4 protein-coding genes are annotated in these 13,605 nt (G+C 48.6%); 2 read left to right on the plus strand and 2 right to left on the minus strand.

Going from position 1 to position 13,605, the window contains the following annotated elements:
- The first annotated feature begins 466 nt into the window (after positions 1-466).
- Positions 467-9,364 (plus strand): RTX toxin, encoded by an 8,898-nt coding sequence (locus H6F88_RS08670; RefSeq protein WP_190642348.1) that lies wholly within the window; start codon positions 467-469, stop codon positions 9,362-9,364.
- Positions 9,365-9,451: 87 nt separating this feature from the next.
- On the opposite strand, the gene H6F88_RS08675 is transcribed toward H6F88_RS08670, so the two are convergent.
- Both H6F88_RS08675 and leuS read right to left on the minus strand, forming a co-directional pair.
- Positions 9,452-10,135, minus strand: coding sequence for a hypothetical protein (locus H6F88_RS08675; protein WP_190642349.1), 684 nt, complete (start codon positions 10,133-10,135; stop codon positions 9,452-9,454).
- Between the two features lie 120 nt (positions 10,136-10,255).
- Positions 10,256-12,835: a leucine--tRNA ligase gene (leuS, locus tag H6F88_RS08680; protein ID WP_190642350.1), complete on the minus strand. Its 2,580-nt coding sequence runs from the start codon at positions 12,833-12,835 to the stop codon at positions 10,256-10,258.
- Between the two features lie 196 nt (positions 12,836-13,031).
- On the opposite strand from leuS, the gene H6F88_RS08685 reads away from it, so the two are divergent.
- The gene (locus H6F88_RS08685; protein WP_190642351.1) at positions 13,032-13,460 is read left to right on the plus strand and encodes a gamma-glutamylcyclotransferase; all 429 of its coding nucleotides are present in this window, start codon (positions 13,032-13,034) and stop codon (positions 13,458-13,460) included.
- Positions 13,461-13,605 lie beyond the last annotated feature (145 nt).

Genomic DNA, 13,605 nt, shown 5'->3' on the forward strand with positions numbered 1-13,605 from the left:
CCAACACAAATTTGCATTTTAGCAGTACCAAATCAGCACAGATACCGAGAGTGAAAGATTCCTCTGTAAATTTACTTCATGAACGAAACTGCCCGTAGTCAGTTCCCCATCAGTTTCATCTTCTGTAAAAAAACGGATTGTGCGAATTACCAAGAGGGGATGGGTACTCTAATCAAAGCCTCAGTTTAAAGGTGTATCAGAGACGATCCAAAGCTCTACAGCATGAATGTATATCCGTAGCAGTAGCAACTTTACGAAACACGATCCTAGTGAAAATCCTGAGAACTTCTTAAGCACATCAGAGTTTCCTCACCTAGTTAAGTGATCTTTCTGATGGAGAAGAACTCTCTTATAGAGCATTCTCACACTGCGAGAACTTTAACTGATTTTGAGAGCGGAAATCTTAAAATCAACACTTCCTTTTGCTTTTCAGTCAAATACTAATCCTGGTCGAGGGTGATTAAACATGGCAACTATCAATGGCAATTCCAGAAGCAATTCACTTCGGGGCACTAATAGTGCTGACTCTGTATTTGGGCTTGCCGGTAACGATGTACTGTTTGGTTTAGATGGCAACGACCTGCTAGATGGCGGTGACGGTAGTGACACCCTCAATGGTGGTACAGGTACAAACACCCTCAGAGGCGGTGCTGGTAACGATATCTACGTAGTAGATAGTGCCAGTGACAGAATTATTGAGGGAAGTAACCAGGGTATAGATACGGTTCAAGCATCTGCCAGTTGGGCGTTAGGCAGTAACTTGGAGAATCTCACCTTAACAGGCAGGGCAATCAGAGGAACAGGTAACGCCCTCAACAATAGAATCACTGGAAATACCTCCAACAATATTCTGAACGGTGGAGCAGGCAACGACATCGTGATAGGCGGTGCGGGTAATGATAGCCTCATCGGTAACAGTGGCAATGACATCCTTCAGGGAGATGCAGGTAATGATACCTTGAATGGTGGAATTGGCATTGATGCAATGAGAGGGGGTGTGGGTAACGACCTCTATTTTATTGACAATGTCAGAGACACCGCTATCGAAGGCGCTAATGCAGGAACGGACACCGTCAACGCGACTGTTTCCTTTACCTTGGGAAGCAATGTTGAAAACTTGACCCTTACAGGCAGCGCAGCCATCAGTGGAACAGGTAACAGTCTCAACAACACCATCATTGGTAATGGTGGCAGCAACATTCTCACGGGTGGGCTGGGTGACGATTCCCTCAGAGGTGCAGCAGGTAACGACATCTTACAAGGTGGTGATGGCAATGACTTCCTGGATGGCGGCATTGGTGACGACAGCATGGCGGGTGGAGCTGGTAATGATACTTACATCGTTGACAGCCTTAATGACACTATTAATGAAACTCCTGGTGGTGGCGTTGATAGAGTTATTTCCAGCATTGATTTTGTTTTGGGCGACGAGGTCGAGAATCTGATTCTAACGGGTACTACCAACCTCAACGGCATCGGTAATGCCTTGAATAACACTATCATTGGTAACAGTGGTGCCAACACATTAGAAGGGCGCGCAGGAAACGACTATCTCAATGGTGGTGAAGGAACTGACACCTTAGCAGGTGATGATGGGGATGATACCTATGTCATTGATAACGAAGGAGACATTGTCACCGAAAACACCGATGGCGGCGATGATACTGTAATCTCCGCACTCCGTGCCTACACTCTGGCTGACAATGTTGAGAATCTTGTCCTGGGTGGAACAGACGGGATTGAAGGCACAGGTAATGACCTGAACAACCGAATTACAGGAAACAGTGGTGACAACAGTTTAAGTGGTGGCGGTGGAGATGACACCCTCACTGGCGGCACTGGTGACGATACTTTAGATGGTGGTGACGGAACGGACACCCTGATCGGTGGTGCAGGGAATGACCTCTACATTGTTAACGACACGAGTGACACTATCGTTGAAGCAGCAGGCGGTGGAATTGATACGGTCGTTTCTATCGATACTTTTACTCTTAGCAACAACCTGGAAAATTTAGTCCTTAACGGCGAAGCTGATATCAATGGAACAGGCGATGCTGCTGCTAACAGCATAGTTGGCAACAGCGGCAATAACATCCTAACGGGTGGTGCTGGCAATGACACCTTAGAGGGTGGCGTTGGCAATGATACCTTAGAGGGCGGTGTTGGCAATGATATTATGCGAGGTGGGGCTGGCGATGATATTTACACCATCGATGGCATTGGCGACACAGTAGTCGAAAATGCTGAAGAAGGAACCGATTTGGTTAATTCCAGCGTCTCTTTCACGCTAGGTGCCAACTTAGAAAATCTGACGTTGACTGGCAACGCCAACATCAATGGAACAGGCAATGCTCTAGGGAACTCAATTACAGGCAACAACGGTAACAACACTCTGAACGGTGGTGCAGGTAATGATGTTCTCGATGGTGGTGTAGGCAGTGACACGATGTTGGGTGATATAGGCAATGATGTCTATTTCTTTGATGCTGTGGGCGATCGCGCCATCGAAAACATAAATGAAGGAACAGACACCGTCTTTGCCACAAGCGCAGCTAATGGCACCACCTTTACCCTCAGTGGTAACCTAGAAAACCTGACTTTGGGCGGCACAGCCAATCTAAACGGTACAGGCAACGACCTTGCTAACACAATAACGGGTAATGACGGCAGCAATACAATCAGTGGTTTAGCAGGTAATGATGTCCTTAGTGGCGGTGCTGGTGATGACACGTTGCTAGGTGGATTAGGAAATGATCTCCTAGACGGAGGCGTAGGTAACGACACAATGACTGGAGGCGCGGGCAATGATACTTACATTGTTGACGCGTCTACCGATGTTGTGACTGAACTGGCTGGAGAAGGCACTGATACTATCCTGGCAGGAAGTACCTTTACTCTAGTTGCGAACATTGAAAACTTGACCCTAGAAGGAACAGGAAACTTCAACGGTACAGGTAATGACCTGAACAACACCATCATTGGGAACAGCGGCAACAATATTTTAGATGGTGGACTTGGAGCAGATGCATTAAGGGGTGGCTTGGGAAATGACACCTACGTTGTAGATAATGTAGGCGATGTTGTTTCTGAAAATGTTAATGAGGGAACGGATACCGTAAATGCTAGTGTTAATTTCACCCTGAGTGCTGGGTTAGAAAACCTAACCCTGACTAGTACAGGGAACATCAATGGTACAGGTAATGAGAGTGTAAACACAATCATTGGCAACAGCGGCAACAATACCCTCGGCGGTGGTGGGCAAGATGATGTCCTAGTTGGTGGTGCGGGTAACGACATCCTGGACGGAGGTGTAGGCAACGACTCGATGGTAGGTGGCATCGGAGATGATACCTACTTTATCGATGCTGCTGGTGATGTTGTGACTGAAGCAACTAGCGAAGGGATTGATACAATCAACTCTAGTATTGGTTTTGCCCTAGCTGCAAACTTTGAAAATCTGACCTTAACTGGTTCCGCTAACGTCAATGGAACAGGTAATGATGTAGCTAACACCATTACTGGCAACAACGGTAACAATACGTTGAATGGTTTGGGTGGCAATGACACACTCTTTGGGAACGGCGGCAACGATACTCTAGACGGTGGTGCAGGTAATGATGTAATGAGTGGTGGTGCAGGTGATGACACCTACATTGTTGACAGCATTAACGACCTTGTCTCAGAAAACTCTAACGAAGGACTTGACACGGTCAGATCCAATGTCAACTATACGCTCGGTAATAACCTTGAAAATCTCACCTTGACAGGATCTGGAAACCTCAATGGTACGGGTAATGCTGGTGCCAATACCATTACTGGTACTGATGGCGACAATATCCTGGATGGTGGTGCTGGAACCGACTTACTAATTGGTGGCTTAGGAAACGATACTTACATTGTGGATAATGTGGGCGATCGCATCCAGGAAGTCTCTGGTGTTGGCATCGACGCAGTTGAATCCAGCGTCTCGTTCAATCTAGCAACCAATGGCGAATTCGTTGAAAACCTCTTCCTCACGGGTTCGGATAACATTGATGGTATTGGTAACGCCTTGAACAACACCATCATGGGCAACAGTGGCAATAACAGACTCGATGGAGGAACCGGAGCAGATAGCCTTAATGGTGGCACAGGAAATGACACTTATATTGTTGATAATGCAGGCGATCGCGTCACTGAGCTTCTAGATGCTGGAATTGACTTCGTAGAATCTAGTGTCAGCTTTGCTTTAGGCAACAACCTTGAAAACCTGACCTTGACTGGGACAGACAACATTAACGGCACCGGCAACGCCCTCAACAATACCATCATTGGCAATAGCGGCAATAACCGGATTGATGGTGGTGCTGGCGCAGATGAGATGACTGGTGGCTTAGGAAACGACACCTACGTCGTAGACAATCTGGGCGACACAATCATCGAAGCTTCCAATGCAGGCATTGACACTGTTGAATCAAGTGTCACCTTTGTTTTGGGAACCGAGCTTGAGAACCTGACTCTAACCGGCGCACTGGACATCAATGGTACAGGTAACGCAGGCAATAATACAATCAGAGGCAACAGCGGTAACAACCGAATTGATGGTGGTGCTGGCGCAGACATCATGAGTGGTGGTGCAGGCAATGACATCTTCATTGTGGACAACGTTGGCGATACTGTTACTGAATTGCTCAACGAAGGCATTGACTTGGTTCAATCGAGTATCACCTTCACACTAGGTGACAGCGTTGAGAACTTGACGCTGACCGGAACTGAAAACATCAACGGTACAGGTAATTCTGGGGTTAACACGATCATCGGTAATTCTGGAAACAACAGATTAGATGGTGGTGCTGGCGCGGATGAGTTGGTGGGTGGCGATGGCAACGATACCTACGTGGTTGACAATGTAGGCGAGCGCATCATTGAAATTGGTACAGGACTAGATACTGTCGAATCCAGCGTTACCTTGACGCTAGGGGACAACCTGGAAAATCTGACTCTGACTGGAACCAGCAATATTGACGGTACAGGTAACGAACTCAGCAACACTATCAGAGGCAATGCCGGAAACAACATCCTCAGAGGCGAGGCTGACAACGATGTCTTAGAAGGAGGTATTGGCAGCGATGTTCTAGATGGTGGCACAGGTGCCGACCTGCTCAGCGGCGGCGATGGCAACGACCTCTATATCACTGATAACGAGGGTGATGTCATTAATGAAGTAGGGACAGGAATTGATACAGTTCGTTCTAGTATTACCTCCACCCTCGCTTCTAACCTTGAAAACCTGGAACTCATCGGTGTCGGAAACATTGATGGTATTGGCAACACGGGCGACAACACCATCATCGGCAATGGAGCCAACAATATCCTCTCTGGCTTGGCAGGCAACGATACTCTGGAAGGTGGAGCCGGAAACGATATTCTCAATGGTGGCGCAGGCATTGATGTTATGCGCGGCGGGCTGGGCGATGACATTTATGGCATCGATAACCTCAGCGACACTGTGTTTGAAGACGCAGACGCGGGCATTGACCGAGTTGAATCCAGTGTTAATTTCACGCTGGGGGCTAATTTCGAGAACCTGACCCTAACTGGAACAGCTACTAACGGTACAGGTAACGCGCTCAGAAACACAATCATCGGTAACGGCAGCAACAACCGATTGGATGGGGGTGCTGGCGCTGACGTAATGAGTGGTGGAGCTGGCAGTGACACTTATGTGGTGGACGACATTAGCGATACCGTCATCGAAGCAGAAAACGCTGGAATTGATGCAGTTGAGTCTAGCGTCAACTTCATTCTGAGTGAAAACGTCGAAAACCTGACACTGACCGGAACCGGAAATATTAACGGTACAGGGAACGGACTGGCAAACACCATCGTTGGTAACAGCGGCAATAACCGAATTGACGGCGGGGCAGGGGTAGACAACCTGAGCGGTGGATTGGGCGCTGACATCTATGTGGTTGACAACGCAGGCGACATCATTATCGAACTATCTAACGCTGGCAATGACACTGTTGAGTCTAATATCACCTATACCCTTGGGGCAAATCTAGAAAACCTGACTTTGGTCGCAGGGGCAGGTGACATCAACGGCATAGGCAATGCTGAAAATAACACCATTCGAGGCAATGAAAGCAGCAACCGCTTAGACGGTAGTGCAGGCGTTGATGAACTGATTGGTGGAGACGGCGATGATACCTATGTGGTCGATAATTTAGGCGATCGCGTCATCGAAACCGGCACCGGAATCGATACCGTTGAAGCCAGCGTTACATACATCCTGGGCAACAATCTAGAAAACCTGACTCTAACAGGGACTGCAAATATCGATGGCACAGGTAATGCTCTCAATAACACCATCAGTGGCAACAGCGGCAACAACCGAATTAACGGTGGTGTAGGTGCTGATGTAATGAGAGGGGGCAACGGTAACGACACCTATGTAGTTGACACTGTTACCGATACTGTAGTTGAAGAAGTCAATGCAGGCATCGACACCGTTGAATCTAGTGTCAGCTTTACCCTGAGCAACAACGTTGAGAACTTGGTTCTTCTAACAGGTGCAGGCAACATCAACGGTACAGGCAACGGTTCTATCAACACAATCACTGGAAATGAAGGAGACAACAGGCTAGATGGTGGTGTGGGTGCCGATGAACTGATTGGCGGAGCAGGAAATGATACCTACGTGGTGGATAATGCGGGCGATCGCATCACTGAAACCACAGGCATCGACACTGTTGAAGCCAGCATCACCTATACCCTCGCCACTAATCTAGAAAACTTGACACTGACCGGTTCAACCAACATTGATGGGATTGGCAATGCCGAAGCAAACACAATCCTGGGTAACAGCGGCAATAACCGTCTAGAAGGACGAGTCGGTAATGATATTTTAGACGGCGGTGAAGGCGCTGATACGCTAGTTGGTGGAGTAGGCGACGATACTTACTTCGTTGATAACAGTGGCGATATCGTTACCGAAAACGCTGGGGAAGGCGTTGATACTATTTTCTCTAGAGCATCTTACACTTTGGGTGCAGGCACCTCGGTAGAGAATCTATTTCTAACAGGTACTGAGAATATTGATGGTAGAGGCAATGAATTTACCAATACCATCACAGGTAATGCAGGCAACAACATCTTGGATGGTAGAGCTGGTGCCGACCTGTTAAGTGGTGGAGCAGGTAACGATACTTATTTTGTAGACAACACAGGCGACGTTGTTTCTGAAACGATTGGTGGTGCTCAAGGTGGAATAGATACGATTGTTTCGAGCATTTCCTTTGACTTGAGCAATGCCAGCGGTGCCAACATTGAAAATCTCACTTTGGCAATCGGTGCCGGAAACATCAACGGTACAGGCAACGCCGAAAACAACACGATCACAGGTAACGAAGGCAACAATATCCTGAATGGAGGAGCAGGCGTAGATCATTTGAGAGGTGGTGCAGGTGACGACACCTACATCATCGACGACCTGAGCGACACCGTTTTTGAGGAAGCTAACCAGGGAATCGATACCGTTCGTTCCAGTGTCTCCATTAGCTTGAGTGATAACGTTGAAAACCTCATCCTGACTGCTGGAGCTGGCAATATTGCTGGCAATGGCAACGCCTTGAATAACACCATTGTCGGCAATGAGGGCAGTAACGTTCTGGGCGGCGGCGCAGGTGATGACTTCATCGATGGCGGAACTGGAGCAGACACAATGAGTGGTGGAGAAGGCAATGACACCTACATCGTGGACAATTTAGGAGATACCGTCACTGAAGCTGGGGATGGGCTGGATCTAGTTCGCTCTGGCGTTAACTTCACTTTGGGGGGCAATATCGAAAACCTGACCTTGACTCCTGGAGCTGGCGACATTAACGGTACTGGTAATGAGCTTGCCAACACAATAACAGGGAATACAGGCAACAACAGGTTAGATGGTGGAGCTGGTGCAGATCGACTGATCGGTGGAACAGGAAATGACCTCTACATTGTGGACAACGGTGGTGATGTCATCGTCGAACTAGAGGCTCAGGGAACTGACCAAGTAAACTCTAGCGTTACGTATACGCTGGGCAACTTCGTCGAAAACTTGACTTTAACTGGGTCAGCTTCTATCAACGGTACAGGTAACGCTTTAGCTAACACCATTATCGGCAATAGCGGTGACAACATTTTGGATGGTCGAGCAGGCGCTGATGAAATGAGTGGTGGTTTGGGCAACGATACTTACTTCATTGATGATGCAGGCGATCGCGTCGTCGAACTCCCTGGCGGCGGCATTGACACCGTTGTAGCAGGATTCACCTTTGTGCTGGGTGATGATGTTGAGAACCTGACCCTGACTGGAGAAGACAACATTGACGGTACAGGTAATGCCCTCAGAAACACTATCATTGGCAATGCTGGTAACAACAGACTAGATGGTGGTGCCGGTAACGATGTTCTAATGGGTGGTGCAGGCAATGACACTTACTATGTTGATAGTCTGCTCGACCAAGTTGATGAAATGGGTGGTTCTGGAGCTGATTTAGTCATCTCTAAAGTTACCTTTACTTTAGGAGCAGGCGTTGAAAACCTGACCCTAGCGTCGGGCGCAGGCAACATCAACGGCACAGGCAATGGACTTGCTAACCGCATTATTGGTAATCAAGGTGACAACATTTTGACTGGAGGCGATGGCGCTGACATCTTGGAAGGCGGTGGCGGCAATGATACCTACATCGTTGATGACCTTGACACTATCTTTGAGGCAACCGATGGAGGATTAGATACCGTTCAATCTACTTTTAATTTCACTTTGAGTGATAACCTGGAAAACCTATCTCTAACTGGTGATGCCCTCATCGGTACGGGCAATAATTCCAGCAACACCATTACTGGAAATGGAGGTAACAACACACTCTCTGGTTTGGGTGGAAATGACGATATCTCTGGCAGTGAAGGAAATGACCTCCTATTTGGAGGAGCTGGGAATGACATTTTGAACGGCGACAACGGGGATGACATCCTCAATGGGGGCGCAGGAAATGATGTTCTCAAAGGTGGGACTGGAATTGACCGTTTTGTCTATGACACCGGCAGTGTGTTTGCAACTGGCGATGTGGGATCAGACCGAATTGAAGGATTCCAATCCAACACCGACAAAATTGTGTTGGATAAAACTACCTTTAGCCTGCAAAGCGGGCCAGGTTTAGCTTTTAGCCAAGAGAGCGATTTTGCAATTGTTGAAACTGACGCAGGAGCAGGCAGTGCCAACATTGTCTACAGCTTGGGTACTGGAAACTTGTTCTACACAGGTGTTCAGTTTGCACAGTTAACTACAAACACTGGCTCAATTCCATCCATTACGGCGAATGATTTTGAGATTCGAGCATGATGGAATAGAGTCACCTTAGGATGAAAAAGCAGAGAGGGAAGGGCGATCGCCCTTCCCTCTCTGCTTTTGATGGTTCTTGTCAATTTTCTAATTACTGACTTCTAAGTTTTCTAAGATCATGTTTGCTCTTGGATCAAAGCCATCACCGTATTCAACCGGAGCGTGAGTTATTACGTAGAAAGCTTCACCGTTCTGTTCGCCAATGTAAACAACGCCTGTGTAGATTTCGGCTTCAGTATCTTGCTCATAAATGATTTCCTCTACTGCCCAGGGATAGGCAGAAGAACTGTTTTGACTAACTTCATCCCAATTGTTGGCTGCTAACAAGCCTTTACCGCCCAAAACTAGTTCCTTCACGTCCTCAGAGCTAGAAGCCCCTTCTGGAAAAACGATCTGGACGTAGGCTTTTTGGTCTGGCGTACCCGTTGGGCTGAAGTAGAAGCGATCGCCCTCTTCTTTGCTTCCTCCTGCTACCTCTGGCATGAAGTCCTCAGCGGGAAAGTAAGTGATAAAAGGTGAAGACTCTGAGACAAAGCGTTCTAGCTCGATTTCAGTTGTTTCCCCTTCTACACTGAGTTGAGCCGTTTTAGTCTCAGGGGCAGATGACTCGCTATAGCTTTGAGCTTCAGGGGATGATTCATCTGAAGAAGCTTCACTTTCGGGTTGGATATCCTGGCTTGCAGAGGGCGTTTGGGTTGATGGAGGAGCGCAGGCAACTACAGCAGCCAAAAGAACTCCAGTCAATATATGTCCTAAATTTCGTAGTTTCATGGGTTTGTCCCGTCTGAGTGGCTGCTGATCCTATCTCTACAATGACATAAGGCAGGATGAGCTACATCCTGCCTCAGTCAGAAACTATTTGTCAGCTAATTAGAGCGAATCCGATCGGGTTTAGACCACTACAAAGTTCACCAGTTTCCCAGGCACTACAATCACTTTTTTAACTTCCTTATCTGTGATGTAGCGCTGGGCGATCTCTGACTCACGGGCGTACTGTTCCAGGGCAGGCTTGTCTGCTTGGGCAGGCACCTGAATCGTACCTCGCGTTTTGCCGTTAATTTGAATCACTAACGGAATTTCGTCCACAACCAGTGCCGCTGGATCAGGCGTAAGCCAGCTTTGCTGATGCACTGAGCCAGAATGTCCCAACACTTTCCATGCTTCATCTGCGATGTGAGGCGCAAAAGGAGCCAGGAGCAGAACTAAAGCGTTGATTCCTTCTGCGTAAATGGGTGAGTCTTTGCAAGTGGAATCTGCTAAAGCATTGCTCAGCTTCATCAATTCTGAAACCGCAGTGTTGAATTGATATTCGCCTTCCAGATCTTCACTGACCTCTTTGATGGCGTAATGGATGGCAAATCGCAGTTCCTTTTCAGGCTTGGTTAACTCGGCTGCTGGAGTTGGAGACGCGGCAGGCGATCGCCCCTTTTCAGCAAACTCTGCCACCAAGCGCCAAACTCGGTTTAAGAAGCGAAACTGACCTTCGACATCCGCATCATCCCACTCCAGATCCTTTTCGGGTGGAGCCTTAAATAGAATGAACATCCGAGCAGTATCCGCGCCGTATTTTGCCAAAACCTGTTCTGGATCGATGCCGTTGTACTTTGACTTTGACATCTTCTCGTAGGAGACTTCCAGCGGCTCACCTGTTTCAGGATCTTTAGGGTCGGCAGGGTTAATCTGACTCGGAGGAATGTATTTACCTGTAGTCCGATTTTTGTAAGCAGCCGCCTGGACCATACCCTGAGTCAATAGACGTTGGAAGGGTTCGTCGAAATTGAGCAGGTTGCGATCGCGCAACACTTTTGTAAAGAACCGCGAATACAGCAAATGCAAGATCGCGTGTTCAATACCGCCCACGTACTGGTCAACCGGCATCCAGCCGTTCACCTTTGCCGGATCAAACGCCTGCTGACCATTCTTAGCATCCGGGTAGCGCAAGAAATACCACGAGGAATCGATGAACGTGTCCATCGTATCTGTTTCGCGCTTTGCCGGGGTGCCGCAACTGGGGCAGGGCACGTTAATCCAGGATTCTAACTGTGCTAGGGGGGAAGGTCCACGTCCCGAAAACTCTACGTCTTCTGGCAACTGCACAGGCAAATCTGCTGCTGGAACCGGAACAGCTCCACAGTTGGGACAATGAATGATCGGAATGGGTGCGCCCCAATAGCGCTGACGAGAAATCAGCCAGTCGCGCAGGCGATAGGTTGCGGTGCCTTTGCCTTTGCCGTTTTTCTCCAGCCATTGAACAGCCGCTTCAACACTTTGCCCTGGGGCTTTCCCAGCCGCAACCCCATTCAAGTCTTCAGAGTGAACGATTACCCCTTCACCGACAAAGGCTGCGGTCATGCTATCCGCATCAAGAGTCTGGTCGTTTGGCTGAACAACGACTTTAATTGGCAAATTAAACTTTCTGGCAAACTCAAAGTCACGCTGGTCATGGGCGGGAACTGCCATAATTGCGCCCGTACCGTAGCCCATCAGCACGTAGTCTGCAATCCAGATGGGCAACTTCTCGCCATTGACTGGATTGACTGCATAACTGCCTGTCCAAACGCCTGTTTTCTCGCGATCCTCAGCCGTGCGGTCAATTTCGCTTTGAGCGGCAGCGGCAGCTTGATAGGCTTGAATAGTTTCCGCTTGCTCTGAAGTGGTCAACTTTTCTACTAAAGGATGCTCTGGTGAGAGCACCATGAAGGTTGCACCCCAGAGCGTGTCAGGGCGAGTGGTGAAGATGGGCAAAGCCTCTCCAGTTTCCGTTTTGAAAACGACTTCAGCACCAGTAGATTTGCCGATCCAGTTTTCCTGCATCAGCTTGACCCGCTCGGGCCAACCAGAAAGCTGATCCAAATCCTTGAGCAACTGCTCAGCGTAAGCGGTGATTTTGAGGAACCACTGACGCAAAAGGCGACGCTCGACCATAGCGCCCGATCGCCAAGAACGCCCTTCACTATCCACCTGTTCGTTTGCCAAAACGGTTTGGTCAATCGGGTCCCAGTTAACCGTTGCTTCTTTTTGGTAGGCTAGCCCTGCCTGGAAGAACTCTAAGAAAATCCACTGCGTCCAGTGATAGTAGTCGGGCGAGCAGGTTGCTAGCTCACGTTCCCAGTCAAAGGAGATGCCCAACCGCTGAAGCTGCGCTCGCATCTGAGCAATATTTTGATACGTCCACTTTGCTGGATGAATGCCCCGATCAATGGCAGCATTCTCTGCGGGTAGCCCAAACGCATCCCAGCCCATTGGGTTGAGAACGCGATGCCCCTGCATTCGCTTGAGCCGAGCAATCACGTCGGTAATCGTGTAGACGCGGACGTGTCCCATGTGCAGGTTGCCCGACGGGTAAGGGAACATCGACAGCGCGTAAAACTTGGGCTTGTCGCTGTCGTCTAGTGCCTGATACAGCGCTTGCTCTGCCCAAACTTGCTGCCATTTTTCCTCAATCGCCGCTGGGTTATAACGGGATTCCACGCACAGGTCTCCTGATTCAAACGTTAAGTATTTACACCATTCTAAATGGTGACTTCCCGGAAATAGCCTAGCTACTCAAATTCGTGGGGCTAAGCGGGGCTAGCAGTCATCGTAATTGGTAATGGGCGATCGGTCATGGATGACGACGACGTTATAGAATCTTGAGCCAGTTAACTTAGATCTCTGTCTACTTCCTATGCTCCAGGCTCAACAGGGCTGTGACTCACCTCTAGTTAGAGTATTCGTCTACGGAACGTTGAAACCGGATGAAGCATCCTATCAAAGATATTGTGCGGGGAAAGTAGTGGCGGTGTGTGAAGCGATCGCCTCCGGTCAACTGTTTGCGCTACCAATGGGCTATCCGGCAATGACGCTAGGAAAGGGTTGGGTTTACGGATTTTTGCTGACCTTTGCTGACTCAACTGTCCTAAAGGATCTGGATGAATGGGAGAACTATGCCCCCGATCGCCCTGCTGAGGAAAACGAATATCAGCGGGAGGAGATTGAAGTCTGGGGGAGCGATCGCCAACCAGTAGGTAAAGCCTGGGTCTATCGAATGTCCCTTGAGCAGGCAAAGCACTGGGGTGGTGTTTTGCTCCCTGAAGGGCACTGGAGCAGTTTCTAGTTAGGGTCATGGCAATGCCATGACCCTACGAAATTCATACATCAGATCAGCAATGCCCTTTTTCCATCCGTTGCGATCGCTTTATTTTTATCGAGTTATTTTCGTCGAGGAGAAGTTTACCCATCGTATCAAGGCTGTTGCTTTC

The sequence above is a fragment of the Oculatella sp. FACHB-28 genome, from assembly GCF_014696015.1.
Classification (GTDB): domain Bacteria; phylum Cyanobacteriota; class Cyanobacteriia; order Elainellales; family Elainellaceae; genus JAAUTN01.